Origin of the sequence: Blastococcus aurantiacus (assembly GCF_900102425.1) — a bacterium.
Classification (GTDB): Bacteria; Actinomycetota; Actinomycetes; order Mycobacteriales; family Geodermatophilaceae; genus Blastococcus; species Blastococcus aurantiacus.
Genome location: NZ_FNBT01000004.1, coordinates 290,769 through 305,988, shown reverse-complemented (window position 1 = coordinate 305,988; position 15,220 = coordinate 290,769). Strand labels below are relative to the sequence as shown.

The window sequence follows — 15,220 nt, the reverse complement described above, 5'->3', positions numbered from 1 at the left end:
GAGGAGGCCGCTACCGCACGTGCGAGGGCACGAACGGTGGCTTGACGACCTCGACGGCCTGCGGGCGGCCGCGGACGTCGACGGCGAGCTCGGTGCCCTCCGCGACGCCGGCGGACGCGTCGATCAGCGCCAGGGCGATCCCGGTCTTCAGCGTCGGCGAGAAGGTGCCGCTGGTGGTCTCGCCCACCTTCTCGCCGGAGGCGTCGAGCACCGCCATGCCCGCACGCGGGATGCCCCGACCGGTGGCCCGCAGGCCCCAGAGCAGGCGCCGCGGACCGGCCTCCCGCTCGGCCAGCAGCGCCTCCCGGCCCCAGAACGCGGGCTTCTTCCAGCCGACCGCCCAGCCGGCACCCGCCTGCACCGGCGTGATGTCGTGCGACAGCTCGTGGCCGTGGAGCGGATAGCCCATCTCGGTGCGCAGCGTGTCGCGGGCGCCGAGCCCGCACGGCCGGATCCCGAGATCCTGGCCGGCCACGAGGAGGGCGTCCCACAGCTCGCCGGCGCGGTCGGCACCGATCAGCAGCTCGTAGCCGTGCTCGCCGGTGTAGCCGGTACGGCAGACGGTGACCTCCGAGCCGCCCGCGCCGGACCCGGTCACGAACGACATGTACGAGAGCTCGCCGGGCAGGCCGAGCAGCTCGAGCACCTGCAGCGCGCGGGGTCCCTGCACCGCCAGGACGGCGACCTCGGCGTGCCGGTCCTCCACCACGACGCCCGCCGGCGCCTCCGCGGCCAGCCGGCCCAGCACGTCGGCGGCGTTCGCGGCGTTGGGCACCAGCAGCACGTCGTCGGGCCCGTGCAGGTAGACGATGAGGTCGTCCACCACTCCCCCGGCCCGCGGGTCGCCGTCGGGCAGGCAGCACAGCGTGTACTGCGCCTGGCCCGGGCCGATGCGGCCCAGGTCGTTGGTGAGGCAGGAGTCGACGAACGCCGCCGCGCCGGGACCGCGCACGGTGCCGGTGCCCAGGTGCGAGACGTCGAACAGCCCGACGCCCTCGCGGACGGCGGTGTGCTCGGCGAGGACCCCGCCACCGGCGTACTCGATCGGCATCGACCAGCCCCCGAAGTCGGCGAGCTTGGCACCGGCGGCGACATGCCGGTCGTGCAGCGGGGAGGTCAACGGGCTCACGACGGCCAAAGGTAGTGGTGGCCCCCTTCCGAGGCTCGCCCCGAGCCTGCGAGGGGTGAGGAGAAGGGGGTCCTCTTACGATCGAGCCGTGCCGCCGACGATCACCGCCACCGACCAGCCCCTCGAGAAGCTCACCGCCGACGCCGTCGTCGTCGCCGTGGGCAAGGGCCCTGACGGCCCGCTGCCGACGCCCGGGGCCGAGGCCGTCGACCGGCTGCTCGGCGGCCGGCTGTTCGCCGCGCTGGCCGACCTCGGCGCCCGCGGCGGGGAGGACGAGGTCACCCGCCTGGCGTCCTTCGGCCAGGGCCCCTTCCCGGTCGTCGCCGTGACCGGCCTCGGCGCACCCGGCGCCGACGGCGGCTACACGCCCGAGGCGGTCCGACGCGCCGCCGGTGCGGCCAGCCGGGCGCTGAGCGGACGGCGGTCGCTGGTCAGCCTGCTCGCCGCCGTCGGGGGCGCACCGGACGCCGAGCGGCTGCACGCCGTCGGCGAGGGGTCGCTGCTGGGCGCCTACGAGTTCACCGCCTACAAGTCCGACCTGCCCGCGAACCGGCCCCTGCCGCCGCAGCAGATCACGGTGGTCGTGCCCGGCACCGCCGAGGCCGAGACCGCGCTGCGCCGGGCCCGCGCCGTCGCCGACGCCGTCGCCCTCGTGCGCGACCTGGTCAACACCCCGCCCAACGACCTCTACCCCGCCGAGCTGGCCGCCCGGGGGGCGGCCGCCGGCGAGAAGCTCGGGCTGACCTCGGAGATCCTCGACGAGGACGCGCTGGCCGCCGGCGGCTACGGCGGCATCCTCGCCGTCGGCTCGGGCTCCACCCGCAAGCCGCGGCTGCTGCGCCTGACCTACACCGGCAAGGGCGCCCGCAAGAAGATCGCGCTGGTCGGCAAGGGCATCACCTTCGACAGCGGCGGCATCTCGATCAAGCCCGCCGCGAAGATGGAGGACATGAAGAGCGACATGGCCGGTGCCGCGGCCGTGATCGCCACCGTCTGCCTCGTCGCTCAGCTGGGCCTGCCCGTCGAGGTCACCGCCACGGTGCCCATGGCCGAGAACCTGCCCAGCGGGACCGCCTACCGGCCGGCCGACGTCGTCACCTTCCGCAACGGCAAGAAGGCCGAGATCACCAACACCGACGCCGAGGGCCGCGTCGTCCTGGCCGACGCCATCGCGCGGGCCGCCGAGGACCGCCCGGACGCGCTGCTCGAGACCTCGACGCTCACCGGCGCCCAGATGGTCGCCCTCGGCGCCCGCACCTCCGGCGTCATGGGCAGCGACGACCTGCGCGACGCCGTCGTCCTCGCCTCGAAGCGCGCCGGCGAGTCCATGTGGGCCATGCCGCTGCCGCCCGAGCTCCGCCGCGGACTGGAGTCCCCCGTGGCCGACTTCGTCAACGCCAACGCCGACCGCATGGGCGGCATGCTGGTGGGCGGCCACTTCCTCAAGGAGTTCGTGCCCGCGGACCTGCCGTGGGCGCACATCGACATCGCCGGCCCGAGCTTCAACACCGGCGGCCCGTGGGGCTACACGCCCAAGGGCGGCACCGGCGTCCCCATGCGCACGCTCCTCGCCACCATCGAGGCCCTCATCGCCGACTGACGACCGCTTTTCCGCGGAAAAGCAGACCGCTTTTCCGCGGAAAAGCAGGCTCGTCGGCGGCCGGCCGGGACTTCCCGTACAGGGAGTCCCGGGGTGTCCCTAGGAGCCCTTGTTGCGGGACGACCAGTCGCGCATGCGCTGCGGGTAGCCGGTGACCTGGGCGTCGTAGACCGGGATGGACAGATCACGCGAGAGCTTGCGGGCGACGTCGGGGCCGGCGATGCGCCGCCGCGTCCACTCACCGTCGGCCGCCACCAGCACGATCGTGGTCTCCGTGACCGCCGTCCGCGGTTCGACGTAGCCCTCCACGCCGCGGCGCGAGGCGACGAACTGCTCCAGGTGCGTGAGGTCGCTGCGCTGGGAGCCGCGGTCGAGCGTCCCGCGGCGTCCGTCGCCCTCCCCGCGGCCCGGGCGTGGGCGCCCTCGGCCGCGCAGCCGGTCGAACAGCCCCATGGCGCATCTCCCGTCGTCGGTCGGCGTGATCATCGGCACGCTCGGGAAGGCAACGGCGCTCCCGGCCGCGTCGTTCCCGGAGTGGCAGGATGGACGCGAGGCCCCGCCCGCTCGAGCGGGGCCAGCCACCGCACCTGAGGAGCAGTTCACGTGAGCGCACCCACCTCCCCCGCCGACCTGGTCATCCTCGGCGGTGGCTCGGGTGGCTACGCCGCGGCGTTCCGGGCCTCGGAACTCGGCCTCAACGTCGTCCTCATCGAGAAGGACAAGGTCGGCGGCACCTGCCTGCACCGCGGCTGCATCCCGACCAAGGCCCTGCTGCACGCCGGCGAGGTCGCCGACCTGGCCCGCGACGGCGAGCAGTTCGGCGTGAAGACCTCGCTGGCCGGCATCGACATGGACGGCGTCAACGCCTACAAGGACGGCGTCATCGCCAAGCTCTACAAGGGGCTGCAGGGCCTGGTGAAGGCCCGCAAGATCACCTACGTCGAGGGCGAGGGGCGGCTGACCTCCCCGACCACTGTCGAGGTGAACGGCCAGAGCTACGAGGGCAAGCACATCCTGCTGGCCACCGGTTCCTACGCCCGCAGCCTCCCCGGCCTGGACGTCGACGGCACCAAGGTCATCACCAGCGACCACGCGCTGAACCTGGACCGGGTCCCCGCCTCGGCGATCATCCTGGGCGGCGGCGTCATCGGCTGCGAGTTCGCCAGCGCGTGGAAGTCCTTCGGCGTCGACGTCACCATCGTCGAGGCCCTGCCCCACCTGGTGCCGCTCGAGGACGAGTCGGCCTCCAAGCTGCTGGAGCGCGCGTTCCGCCGTCGCAAGATCGCCTTCGAGCTGGGCAGCCGCTTCTCCGGCGTCCAGCACACCGAGAACGGCGTGAAGGTCTCGCTGGAGAACGGCAAGGAGATCGAGGCCGAGCTGCTGCTCGTCGCCGTCGGCCGAGGTCCCGTGAGCCAGGGCCTCGGCTACGAGGAGGCCGGCGTGAAGATGGACCGCGGCTACGTCCTCGTCGACCAGTACTGCCAGACCAGCGTCCCGACCATCTCCGCCGTCGGCGACCTGATCCCCACGCTGCAGCTGGCCCACGTGGGCTTCGGCGAGGGCATCCTCGTGGCCGAGCGGGTCGCCGGGCTGGAGCCCGCCCCGATCGACTACGCCGGGGTCCCCCGCATCACCTACTCCGACCCCGAGGTCGCCTCGGTCGGCCTCACCGAGGCGCAGGCCAAGGAGCGCTACGGCGAGGTCAAGACGCTCACCTACGACCTCGCCGGCAACGGCCGCAGCCAGATCCTCAAGACCACCGGCGCGGTGAAGCTGATCCAGGCGCCCGACGGCCCCGTCGTCGGCATCCACATGGTCGGCAGCCGGGTCGGCGAGCTCATCGCCGAGGCCCAGCTCATCTACAACTGGGAGGCCGAGGCCGACGACGTCGCCAGCCTCATCCACCCCCACCCCACCCAGAGCGAGGCGCTGGGCGAGGCCCACCTGGCCCTCGCCGGCAAGCCGCTGCACGTCCACGGCTGACCCGCACACCCACCTGCCAGCGCCACCGAAGGAGTCCTGCCCCGATGCCGACGTCCGTCACCATGCCCGCCCTGGGCGAGAGCGTCACCGAGGGCACGGTCACCCGATGGCTCAAGCAGGAGGGTGAGCAGGTCGAGGTCGACGAGCCCCTCCTCGAGGTCTCGACCGACAAGGTCGACACCGAGATCCCCTCGCCCGCCGCCGGCGTGCTGACCAAGATCCTGGTGGCCGAGGACGAGACCGTCGACGTCGGCGCCGAACTCGCGGTGATCGGTGGGGACGGCGACGGAAGCGGGGACGGCGGCGGCCAGGCCGCTCCCCCGGCCTCCGCGGAGGACGCCGACACCACCCCGCAGTCCCCTGCCGAGCAGGTCGAGGACGCCGGACCGGGCTCGTCCGAGTCCGAGGAGCCCGCAGCGCAGCAGGAGGAGCCCCCGGCCGCACCGGCCGACGGCGGCTCCGGCGGTGGTGGCGGTGGCGGTGAGGGCACCCCGGTGACCATGCCGGCGCTCGGCGAGAGCGTCACCGAGGGCACCGTCACCCGCTGGCTCAAGGCCGTGGGCGACGAGGTCACCGCCGACGAGCCGCTGCTGGAGGTCTCGACCGACAAGGTCGACACAGAGATCCCCGCCCCGGTGAGCGGCACGCTGCTCGAGATCACCGTGAACGAGGACGAGACCGTCGACGTCGGCGCGCAGCTGGCGGTCATCGGCTCCGGGTCGGGCGGCGGCTCCGCCCCCGCTCCGGCCGCGCCCGCCCAGGAGGCACCCGAGCAGGGGGCCCCCGCGCAGGAGGCCCCCGCACAGGAGACCCCCCAGCAGGCACCGGCCGAGGAGAAGCCACAGGCCGCGCCCGAGGCCAAGCCGGCCACGACGGCGACCGCCCAGCCCGGTGGCGACTACGGCGCCAGCGGCGCCCAGCCGGCTGCCTCTCCCACCTCCGCGCCGCCGCCGCAGGTGGCACCGCAGGCCGGCCAGCAGCAGTCCTCCGGTGGCGACGGCGGCGGCAGCTACGTCACCCCGCTGGTCCGCCGGCTCGCGGCCGAGCGCGGCGTCGACCTCTCCTCGGTCACCGGCAGCGGTGTCGGTGGCCGGATCCGCAAGCAGGACGTCCTCGCCGCCGCGGAGAAGGCCTCCGCGCCGGCCCCGGCTGCAGCGGCGCCCGCCGCGCCGGCCGCCGGTGGCGCGCGGAAGCCGTCGCCGGCCGCCACGCCCGACACCTCCGTGCGGGGCCGCACCGAGAAGATGTCGCGGCTGCGGACGGTCATCGCCAAGCGGATGGTCGAGTCGCTGCAGGTCAGCGCGCAGCTCACCACCGTCGTCGAGGTCGACGTCACCCGCATCGCGCACCTGCGGCAGCAGGCCAAGGGCGACTTCGAGGCCCGCGAGGGCGTCAAGCTGTCCTTCCTGCCGTTCTTCGCCAAGGCCGCCGTCGAGGCGCTCAAGGTGCACCCGTCGGTGAACTCCTCGATCGACCAGGAGGCGGGCACCGTCACCTACCACGACACCGAGAACCTCGGCGTCGCGGTGGACACCGAGCGCGGTCTGCTGGTGCCGGTCATCCACGACGCCGGCGATCTCAGCCTCGGCGGCTTCGCGCGCAAGATCGCCGACCTCGCGGAGCGCACGCGGTCCAACAAGATCACCCCGGACGAGCTCGGTGGCGGCACCTTCACGCTGACCAACACCGGCAGCCGGGGCGCGCTGTTCGACACGCCGATCATCAACCAGCCGCAGGTGGCCATCCTCGGCGTCGGCTCGGTCGTCAAGCGCCCGGTGGTCATGGAGGACGACGAGCTCGGCGAGGTCATCGCCGTCCGCTCGATGGCCTACCTCGCGCTGACCTACGACCACCGCATCGTCGACGGCGCCGACGCGGCCCGGTTCCTCACCACGGTGAAGGAGCGGCTGGAGTCCGGCCAGTTCCACGGCGAGCTCGGGCTCGCCTGACAGCACCTCGATCAGGGCCTCGGCTGCCAAGCCGAGGCCCTGATCGCGTCCGGGGGGACCGAAGGAGGTAGCTCGTGAAGATCGCCGTGGCCGGAGCCTCCGGCCTCATCGGGGGCGCACTCGTGCCCGCCCTGCGCGCCGAGGGTCACGAGGTGCTGCAGCTGGTGCGGCGTACCCCCCGCACCGTCGACGAGCACCGCTGGGATCCCCAGCACCGCAGGATCGACCCCACCGTGCTCAGCGACGTCGACGCGGTGATCAATCTCGCCGGCGCCCCCATCCGGCCCCGTCCGTGGACCCGGGGCTACCGGCACGAGCTGGTGAACAGCCGGCTGGACGCGACGGCGACGATCAGCCAGGCGCTCGCCGCCGCCGCGACCGCCGATCCGTCGCGGCCACGGGTGCTGCTCAACGCGTCGGGCATCGGCTACTACGGCGACACGGGCCCCGGGGAGATCCGCGAGGACGCCCCGCCCGGCGAGGACTTCCTCGCCCAGCTGTGCGTCCGGTGGGAGGCGGCCACCGCCGCGGCCGCCGACGCCGGCGTGCGGGTGGTCCTGCTGCGCACCGGCCTGGTGCTCGGCCCGGGCGCGATGCTGGTCAAGGTGCTCGGGCTGGTCTTCCGGCTCGGGCTGGGCGGCCGGCTGGGGTCGGGGAAGCAGTACTGGCCCTGGATCGCCCTGGACGACGAGATCGGTGCCATGCGCCACCTGCTCACCGCCGACGTCTCCGGCCCGGTCAACCTCACCGCCCCAGGCCCGGTCACCAACGCCGAGTTCACCCGCGTCCTCGGGAAGGTGCTGCACCGGCCCACACCGCTGCCGGTGCCCGCCTTCGCGGTCTCCACCGGGCTGGGCGAGTTCGGCCGGGCCAGCGTCATCGGCGGCCAGCAGGCGGTTCCGGCGAAGCTCCTCGAGTCCGGCTACGTCTTCACCGGGACCGACCTCGAGGCGACCTTGCGGAAGGCGCTGGGCCGCAGCTGAGTGAGCCCCCTCAGCCCAGGCGCTGCGCGCTCTCCAGCCGCCACCCCGCCGGGGTGGGTACCAGCACCACCCGCACCGGGGTGACCGCGCGAGCGGGTTCCGTCCGCACCGGCGCCTCGTCGGGCCGGTCGGCGGCCACGACGTCGTAGGCGTCCCAGCCGTCGGAGAGCCGCAGCTCCACGCGCTCCGGCGACCGGGACACCACCGCGACGTCCGCCACCGTGGGGGCGAAGCCCCGCAGCCGCTCCCCGGCGTCGGCCAGGCTCCGGGCGTGCGCCTCGTCGGCGGCCCGCTGCGGGCTGCCGTCGACCCACACGCCGCCGAGCAGCTCCGGCGACGCGGCCGCGAACGCCTGCGCCCGGACCCGGTACAACTCGGCGACAACGGCCGACCAGTCAGCCGCCGTCACCGGTCCCGCGTCCTCCGGCGGCGGCCCGGCACCCGGTGCCGGCGTGGGCGAGGCCGACGCCGGCGCGGTGGCCGCCGCCACGGTCGTCCCCGGGTCCTCACCACTCCCCCAGCGCACGGCGAGCCACGCGGTGACCGCCAGGACCAGGACCGCCGTCGCCGTCCCGGCCAGGACGCGCAGCGGCATCGCAGGCGTGCGGTCGGCCAGGACGGCGCGCCACCGGTCCAGCCGACCGGGTGCCTCCACCACGACCGGGGCGGGCCTCGGCCGCCGTCCCGGCACGACGTGGGTGAGCTCGGTCCGCGGGTCGGCGCCAGCGCCCGGCACCGCCCCCGGCGTCAGGGCCACGGGCTCCGGACGGCAGGCGTGCCGGAGGTCGAGGGCGAAGGCGGCGGCCGACCCGCGCTCGTGCGGGTCCGGCGACAGCCCGCGCCCGATGACCTCCAGCAGCGCGGGCGGGCGTCGGGAGCCAGCTCGGCGAGGTCGGGCAGGTGGCCGTGCGCCGCCACCACCAGCGTGTCGGCCGGCGTGGCGGCGTTCCACGGCGCGATGCCGGTGAGCGCGTGGAACGCGGCCGCGGCGACGCCGAAGACGTCGGAAGCCGGCCCCGGTGCGCTCCCGCGCGCCACCGCCGGGTCGACGTACGCGGGGGTGACCTCGGCGGCCGCCGTCTCCCCGATGATCCGCCCGACGCCGAGGTCGGTGAGGACCGGGCGGCCCTCCGCGGTGAACACGATGTTGCCCGGGGACAGGTCGCCGTGGACGACGCCGTGGGCGTGCACGTGGGCAAGGGCCGCGGCCACCGGGGCGCACACGGTCACCACCTCGCCGGGGCTGAGCCGGCCGCGCACCGCGAGGAGCGCGCCCAGGCTGCCGCCCTCCAGCAGGTCAAGCACCAGGGCCACCCGGGTCACCCCGCCGCGACGGGGCTGGTGCACCACCTCGACGAGCCGGACGAGGTGCGGGTGGTCGAGCTCCCCCAGCAGCGCGGCCTCGCGGGCCTGTCGCTGCGGCTCCCCCTCGACCAGCACCTTGACCGCCACCGGCGGGCCGCCGCGGCGCGGCACCGCGCGCCACACCTCGCCCGAGCCGCCCCGGCCGAGCAGCTCCTGGACCGTGTACCCGGGGACGACGGGAGGTGCGGCGACCGGCTCGGCTGCAGGCATGCCCGGACCCTAGGCAGAACCGGCCGGGCGCCGTCCCGGTTGTCCACAGGTGGCCGGCCGCCCCGCTGGCTACGTTGGCGTGGTGACGATGCCGGCGCGCGCAGAGGTCGTGGTGATCGGTGCGGGCCTGGCCGGCCTGTCGACGGCGACCCGGCTGGCGGCCGCCGGCTGCGACGTCGCGTCCTGGAAGGCGCACAGCACGTCGGGGGCCGGCTGACGACCGACCGGATCGACGGCTTCCTCCTCGACCGCGGGTTCCAGGTGCTCAACACGGGCTATCCGCGGGTCGCCGATCTCGACCCGGCCGCCCTCGAGCTGGGCTGGTTCCTCACCGGCGCCCGTGTCTGGGTCGACGACCGCTCGCACCGCGTCCTCGACCCGCGGAGCAGGCCCACGTCGATCGGCGCGACGGCGGCCGCTCCCATCGGCACGCTTCCCCAGAAAGCGGCGCTCGCGGCCTTCTCGGTGCGCGCGGGCTACCTCCCCGTCGACCGGCTCCTGCGAGCCCCGGAACGCACCGCGGAGGAGGCGCTGGAGCGCGGGCGCCGGCGGCGTCGTGCTGGAGCGCTTCCTGCGCCCGTTCCTCGCCGGGGCGCTGCTCGAGGAGCGGCTCGAGACCTCCAGCCGCTACCTGGACCTGCTCTGGCGCAGCTTCGTCCGGGGGCGCATCGGTCTGCCTGCCCGCGGCATGCAGTCGATCGGGCAGCAGCTCGCCGACCGGCTACCGGCCGGCACGGTGCACCTGGGCTGCCGGGTCACCGAGGTGGCCGACGGCGTGGTCGGCACGACGTCCGGCCGCATCGACGCCGACGCCGTCGTCGTCGCCACCGATCCCGGCACCGCCGCCGGCCTGCTCCCGTCGGTGACCGCCTCCGCACCTCGGCAGGTCACCACCCATTTCCACGTGCTCCCCGCCTCGCCGTGGGACGAGCCGCTGCTGGTGCCGGGCCGGCCGGACGGGCAGCTGGTCAACAGCGCCGTCACGCGAGGAGGTCGCCCGCGCGCACGGCGTCGCGACCACCGACCTCTCCCACCTGACCAGCGTCACCGTCACCGGCGCCCAGCCCGCCGCGCTCCCCCCGCTGGAGCTGCGCCGTCCGGTGGACCTGGGCGGCGGGCTCTTCGTCTGCGGCGACCACCGCGACACCCCGTCCATCCAGGGCGCCATGGCCAGCGGTGCCCGCACCGCCCGGGCGGTGCTGCGCCGACTGCGGCCGGACTCCGCGACGTCGGCCTGACGGACGGGCCCGGCGCACCCTGCGGGCCTACGCTGGGCCGGTGAGCGAACTGCAGGTGATCCGGGCAGGCGTCGTCCCGTACGAGCGGGCCTGGGAGATGCAGCGCGAGGTGCACGCGCGGCGGGTGTCCGGCGAGGGGCCGGACACGCTGCTGCTGCTGGAGCACCCGTCGGTCTACACCGCGGGCAAGCGCACCGAGGCCCACGAGCGGCCGGCCGACGGCACGCCGGTGGTCGACGTCGACCGCGGCGGGAAGATCACCTGGCACGGCCCCGGCCAGCTGGTCGGCTACCCGGTCGTCGCGCTGCCCGACCCCGTCGACGTCGTCGCCTACGTACGCCGGCTCGAGGGTGCGCTGATCGACGTCTGCGCCGCGCTCGGCGTGACCGCGGGCCGGGTCGAGGGGCGCAGCGGCGTGTGGCTGCCCGCGGACGAGCCGGGCCGGGGCGTCCGGCCGGAGCGCAAGGTCGCCGCCATCGGCATCCGGGTCGCCCGCGGCGTGACCATGCACGGCTTCGCCCTGAACTGCGATCCCGACCTGGGCGCCTTCGGGTCGATCGTGCCCTGCGGCATCCCCGACGCCGGTGTCACCTCGCTCTCGGCCGAGCTCGGCCGTGACGTCCCGGTGGCCGAGGCGATCGACCCGGTCGAGCAGGCGATGCGGGCCGTGCTGGCCGGCGTGCCCGCGTCCGCCGGCTGACCGGGCGGGTCATCCCGGCCGGCTGCCCGCGCCCACGCGCAGCGACCACATCGACAGGTGCCCGGCGGGTTCGAAGCCCAACGCCCGGTTCACCGCCACCATCGGCAGGTTGTCCTCGGCGTTGTAGGTCGTGATCCGCCGGGTGTGCGGGAAGGCCGCCGCGAGGTCCCGGAGGGTGGCGGCCTTCACCAGCGCGCCCAGCCGGTGCCCCCGGTGCTCCCGCAGCACGAGCGTGGAGCCCTGCCGCGCGTGCTCGGGCCGGGAGACGGAGACGTGCAGCTCGGTGAACGCGACCAGTCGGCCGTCGCGCACCGCCCCTGCAGCGAGCACCGTGCGCCCACGCGCCGCGTTCATGGCCTCGATCTCGCGAACGCGCCGTCCGTCCCACCGCTCCTCCTCCACGGGGAGGTCGCCGTGCGGGGCGTCGGTGCTCATGCGCTGCTCGAGCAACGCCCGGTCGTCGAGGAGCGGGTCCGGCACCGAGCCTCGCCAGGTGACCAGCTCGTAGCCCGCCGACGCCTGCCGGGCCTCGGCCTCCACGGCGGCGAGCTGCGCCTCGTCCGGCGGGAGCACGAGGTCGCGGCGGGTCTCCAGCAGGTCGCACGTCCAGCCGTGCCGCAGCGCGAACGCCCGGCCGGCCGTGTCGGTCACCGGCTCGTCGACCTCGGCGATCAGCTCGGTGCGGCCCGCCTCCGCCGCGAGCCGCAGGGCCTCGGCCAGCAGTTCCCCGCCGATGCCCCGCCGCCGGTGCGCCGGGTGCACGACGAGGTCGACGAAGGCCACCGTGGTGTTGTCGCGCAGCGGGAGGATCAGCCGGAGCGCGCCGACGACGTCGTCCCCCAGCAGCGCCGCGCGGTGCGTGCCGCCCCGGGAGCCGCCGGGCCCGACCAGCTCCCGGCCGAGGACCACGTGCTCAGGCGCAGGCCGGGGCGCCTCGTCCGGGCGGTCGAGGAGCTCGGCGGCCGCCCAGACGCCGCACCACTGCGCGAAGGACGGGTCGTCCGGCCCGATCCCGACGAGCCGGACCGCAGAGATGGTCATCTCCCCGTTCTACCGCCCCGGACAACCGCTTTTCCGCGGAAGAGCGGGCCGCCTTTCCGCGGAAGAGCAGGAATCAGCCGAGGACGAAGTTGACCAGCCGGCCGGGGACGGCGACGACGCGGCGGACCGTCGCGCCGTCGAGGTAGGCGGCGATCTTCTCGTCCGCGCGGGCCGCGGCTTCCAGCGCGGCGGCGTCGGCGTCGGCCGGCACGCTCACCTGGGAGCGCACCTTCCCGTTCACCTGCACCGCGACCTGCACCGTGTCCTCGACCAGCCAGCGCGGGTCGGCGACCGGGAAGGGCGCCCAGGCCACCGAGCCCTCGCCGCCGAGCCGGGCCCACAGCTCCTCGGCCAGGTGCGGGGCCAGCGGCGCGACCAGTAGCACGAGTGGCTCCACCACCGACCGCGGCACCGGCGACGACGCGCCGTACGCCTGGGTCAGGTGGTTGGTCAGCTCGGTGATGCGGGCGATTGCGATGTTGAACCGCAGGGTGGTGTAGCCGTCGCGGACGCCGTCGATGGCCTGGTGCAGGGCGCGCAGCGTCGCCTCGGCGGGCCGGCCGTCGTCGGCCGCCCGCACGGCACCGGTCTGCTCGTCGACCACCACGCGCCAGATGCGCTGCAGCAGCCGCTGCGAGCCGACGACGGCCTTGGTCTCCCAGGGCCGCGACTGCTCCAGCGGGCCGGTCGACATCTCGTACACGCGGAAGGTGTCGGCCCCGTAGGCGCCGATCATCTCGTCCGGCGTCACCATGTTCTTGAGGCTCTTGCCGATCTTCCCGTACTCGCGGTTGACCGGCTTGCCCTCGAACAGGAACCGGCCGTCCTTCTCCACGACCTCGGCGGCGGGCACGTAGAAGCCCCGCTCGTCGGTGTAGGCGTAGGCGGAGATGTAGCCCTGGTTGACCAGCCGGCGGAACGGCTCCTCGCTGGAGACGTGGCCCAGGTCGTGCAGCACCTTGTGCCAGAACCGGGCGTACAGCAGGTGCAGCACCGCGTGCTCGACGCCGCCGACGTAGAGGTCCACGCCACCGGTGTCGCCCTCGGAGCGGGGACCCATCCAGTAGGCCTCCAGCTCGGGGTCGACCATCCGCTCGTCGTCGCCCGGGTCCAGGTAGCGCAGGTAGTACCAGCACGAACCGGCCCAGTTGGGCATCGTGTTGGTCTCGCGGCGGTACTTCTTCAGGCCGTCGCCCAGGTCCAGCTCCACCGTCGTCCACTCGGTCGCGCGCGACAGCGGGGGCTCGGGTGCGGAGTCGGCGTCGTCGTCGGCGAAGGTCTTCGGCGAGTAGTCGTCGACCTCCGGCAGCAGCACCGGCAGCATCGAGGTGGGGACGGCGACGGGGCGGTCGTCCTCGTCGTAGACGATCGGGAACGGCTCGCCCCAGTAGCGCTGCCGGCTGAACAGCCAGTCGCGCAGCTTGTAGGTGGTGGTGGCCTCGCCGGCGCCGTGGGCGACCAGCCACTCGGTCACCTTCGCGATCGCCGCGGCCTTGTCCAGCCCGTCCAGCGAGATCTCGTCGTTGGCGGAGTTGATCATCCGGCCGGGGCCGGTGTACGCGCCGCTCGCGTCGTCGAAGCCCTCGGGGCGCTCGACCGTGGGCACGATGCCCAGGCCGAATCTATGGGCGAACTCCCAGTCGCGCTGGTCCTCGCCCGGCACCGCCATGATCGCGCCGGTGCCGTAGCCGGTCAGCACGTAGTCGGCGATGAACACCGGCAGCTCGCGGTCGTTGACCGGGTTGACCGCGGTGACGCCCAGCCAGACGCCGGTCTTCTCGCGGCCGGCGTCCTGGCGGTCCAGCTCCGAGCGCCGGGAGGCCTGCCGCTGGTACTCGCGCACGGCCTCGGCCGGGGTGGCCGCGCCGCCGGTCCAGCGGGGGTCGGTGCCGTCGGGCCACGCGTCCGCGGTGAGCTCGCCGACCAGCGGGTGCTCCGGTGCCAGGACCATGTAGGTGGCCCCGAACAGCGTGTCCGGCCGGGTGGTGAAGACCTCGATCGCCCGGGAGGAACACGCGAACCGGATCTTCGCGCCGGTGGAGCGACCGATCCAGTTGCGCTGCATCAGCTTCAGCGAGTCCGACCAGTCCAGCCTGTCCAGGTCGGCCAGCAGCCGGTCGGCGTAGGCGGTGATCCGCATCATCCACTGCTTGAGCGGACGCCGGAACACGGGGAAGTTGCCGCGCTCGGAGCGCCCGTCGGCGGTGACCTCCTCGTTGGACAGCACCGTGCCCAGCCCCGGGCACCAGTTGACCGGCGCCTCGTTCAGGTAGGCCAGCCGGTGCGCGTCGACGACGGTCTTCTTCTCGCGCTCGTCCAGCTCCGCCCACGGCCGGCCCGAGGGGTTGGTGCCGGCGGCGGGCTCGCGGGTGCCGGCGTCCAGCTCGGTGACCAGCTCCTCGATGGGGCGGGCCTTGTTCGCGTCCTCGTCGAACCAGGAGCCGAAGATCTGCAGGAAGATCCACTGGGTCCACTTGTAGTAGCCCGGGTCGATCGTGGCGAAGGTGCGGCGCTGGTCGTGGTCGACGCCCAGCCGCCGGAGCTGCGCGCTGATGGCGGCGATGTTGGCCTCGGTGGTCACCCGCGGGTGCTGACCGGTCTGGACGGCGAACTGCTCCGCCGGCAGGCCGAAGGCGTCGTAGCCCATGGGGTGCAGCACGTTGTCGCCGTCCATGCGGCGGAAGCGGCTGGTGACGTCGGTGCCCAGGTAGCCCAGCGGGTGGCCGACGTGCAGCCCCGCGCCCGAGGGGTACGGGAACATGTCCATCGCGAAGAACTTCGGCCGGTCGGCGACCCGCTCGAAGCCCTCGCTCAGCCGCCCGGTCGGGTTGGGCGTGTGGAACGTCCCCTCGGCCTCCCAGCGGTCCTGCCAGGAGAGCTCGATCTGCTGGGCCAGCGCGGGCGTGTAGCGGTGCGGGGGTACGTCTCCCGCCCTGTGCTCGACGCTGGGCTGGTCGGCCGTCTGGCTCATCGTTCGTGCTCCCGGGGACTGGTACCGGCGGCGGACATCAAAAAACCCCTC

The 15,220-nt window shown here is 74.5% G+C and carries 13 protein-coding genes; 7 read left to right on the top strand and 6 right to left on the bottom strand.

The window, feature by feature from the left end; translation table 11 throughout:
• Window positions 1-10: 10 nt before the first annotated feature.
• A complete protein-coding gene (gene gcvT / locus BLS70_RS10255; protein ID WP_091767312.1) occupies window positions 11-1,129 on the bottom strand; it encodes a glycine cleavage system aminomethyltransferase GcvT in 1,119 nt (372 codons plus the stop codon).
• A gap of 88 nt (window positions 1,130-1,217) precedes the next feature.
• Here gcvT and BLS70_RS10250 point away from each other — a divergent pair, with 88 nt between their 5' ends.
• A complete protein-coding gene (locus BLS70_RS10250) occupies window positions 1,218-2,729 on the top strand; it encodes a leucyl aminopeptidase (protein ID WP_091766842.1) in 1,512 nt (503 codons plus the stop codon).
• Between the two features lie 99 nt (window positions 2,730-2,828).
• Here BLS70_RS10250 and BLS70_RS10245 read toward each other — a convergent pair whose 3' ends face one another.
• Window positions 2,829-3,215, bottom strand: coding sequence for an oxidoreductase (locus tag BLS70_RS10245; RefSeq protein WP_255362393.1), 387 nt, complete (start codon window positions 3,213-3,215; stop codon window positions 2,829-2,831).
• A 117-nt stretch (window positions 3,216-3,332) separates the two neighbouring features.
• On the opposite strand from BLS70_RS10245, the gene lpdA reads away from it, so the two are divergent.
• From lpdA to BLS70_RS10230, 3 genes are all read left to right on the top strand, one after another.
• The gene (gene lpdA / locus BLS70_RS10240; RefSeq protein WP_091766836.1) at window positions 3,333-4,712 is read left to right on the top strand and encodes a dihydrolipoyl dehydrogenase; all 1,380 of its coding nucleotides are present in this window, start codon (window positions 3,333-3,335) and stop codon (window positions 4,710-4,712) included.
• Window positions 4,713-4,756: 44 nt separating this feature from the next.
• Entirely contained in the window at window positions 4,757-6,661 is a 1,905-nt protein-coding gene (gene sucB / locus BLS70_RS10235) for a 2-oxoglutarate dehydrogenase, E2 component, dihydrolipoamide succinyltransferase (RefSeq protein WP_091766833.1), read from the top strand.
• Between the two features lie 74 nt (window positions 6,662-6,735).
• A complete protein-coding gene (locus tag BLS70_RS10230) occupies window positions 6,736-7,644 on the top strand; it encodes a TIGR01777 family oxidoreductase (RefSeq protein ID WP_091766830.1) in 909 nt (302 codons plus the stop codon).
• A gap of 10 nt (window positions 7,645-7,654) precedes the next feature.
• Here BLS70_RS10230 and BLS70_RS21295 read toward each other — a convergent pair whose 3' ends face one another.
• The gene (locus BLS70_RS21295) at window positions 7,655-8,401 is read right to left on the bottom strand and encodes a hypothetical protein (protein ID WP_255362376.1); all 747 of its coding nucleotides are present in this window, start codon (window positions 8,399-8,401) and stop codon (window positions 7,655-7,657) included.
• The gene (locus tag BLS70_RS21290; protein ID WP_255362375.1) at window positions 8,392-9,219 is read right to left on the bottom strand and encodes a serine/threonine-protein kinase; all 828 of its coding nucleotides are present in this window, start codon (window positions 9,217-9,219) and stop codon (window positions 8,392-8,394) included. The genes BLS70_RS21295 and BLS70_RS21290 overlap by 10 nt, the downstream gene beginning before the upstream one ends.
• Window positions 9,220-9,307: 88 nt before the next feature.
• Between BLS70_RS21290 and BLS70_RS21285 the strand changes: the two genes are divergently transcribed.
• The 3 genes from BLS70_RS21285 to lipB all read left to right on the top strand — a co-directional run bounded on the left by BLS70_RS21285 (window position 9,308) and on the right by lipB (window position 11,157).
• Complete coding sequence (locus BLS70_RS21285; RefSeq protein ID WP_255362392.1) at window positions 9,308-9,436, top strand: NAD(P)-binding protein; 129 nt, start codon at window positions 9,308-9,310, stop codon at window positions 9,434-9,436.
• 339 nt (window positions 9,437-9,775) lie between these two features.
• Window positions 9,776-10,501 carry an FAD-dependent oxidoreductase gene (locus tag BLS70_RS21280; RefSeq protein ID WP_255362374.1) on the top strand — a complete coding sequence of 242 codons (726 nt, stop codon included), beginning with the start codon at window positions 9,776-9,778 and terminating at the stop codon, window positions 10,499-10,501.
• Window positions 10,498-11,157 carry a lipoyl(octanoyl) transferase LipB gene (gene lipB, locus BLS70_RS10215; RefSeq protein WP_091766827.1) on the top strand — a complete coding sequence of 220 codons (660 nt, stop codon included), beginning with the start codon at window positions 10,498-10,500 and terminating at the stop codon, window positions 11,155-11,157. Before BLS70_RS21280 ends, lipB begins: the two co-directional genes overlap by 4 nt.
• 9 nt (window positions 11,158-11,166) lie before the next feature.
• Here lipB and BLS70_RS10210 read toward each other — a convergent pair whose 3' ends face one another.
• Window positions 11,167-12,198: a GNAT family N-acetyltransferase gene (locus BLS70_RS10210; RefSeq protein WP_091766824.1), complete on the bottom strand. Its 1,032-nt coding sequence runs from the start codon at window positions 12,196-12,198 to the stop codon at window positions 11,167-11,169.
• A 73-nt stretch (window positions 12,199-12,271) separates the two neighbouring features.
• The gene (gene leuS, locus BLS70_RS10205; RefSeq protein ID WP_091766821.1) at window positions 12,272-15,169 is read right to left on the bottom strand and encodes a leucine--tRNA ligase; all 2,898 of its coding nucleotides are present in this window, start codon (window positions 15,167-15,169) and stop codon (window positions 12,272-12,274) included.
• Window positions 15,170-15,220 lie beyond the last annotated feature (51 nt).

Coding starts and splice junctions, on each gene's coding strand:
- sucB (WP_091766833.1), top strand. CDS start 4,757: ATGCCGACGTCCGTCACCATGCCCGCCCTGGGCGAGAGCGTCACCGAG.
- leuS (WP_091766821.1), bottom strand. CDS start 15,169: ATGAGCCAGACGGCCGACCAGCCCAGCGTCGAGCACAGGGCGGGAGAC.
- BLS70_RS21290 (WP_255362375.1), bottom strand. CDS start 9,219: ATGCCTGCAGCCGAGCCGGTCGCCGCACCTCCCGTCGTCCCCGGGTAC.
- BLS70_RS10245 (WP_255362393.1), bottom strand. CDS start 3,215: ATGATCACGCCGACCGACGACGGGAGATGCGCCATGGGGCTGTTCGAC.
- BLS70_RS10210 (WP_091766824.1), bottom strand. CDS start 12,198: ATGACCATCTCTGCGGTCCGGCTCGTCGGGATCGGGCCGGACGACCCG.
- BLS70_RS21285 (WP_255362392.1), top strand. CDS start 9,308: ATGCCGGCGCGCGCAGAGGTCGTGGTGATCGGTGCGGGCCTGGCCGGC.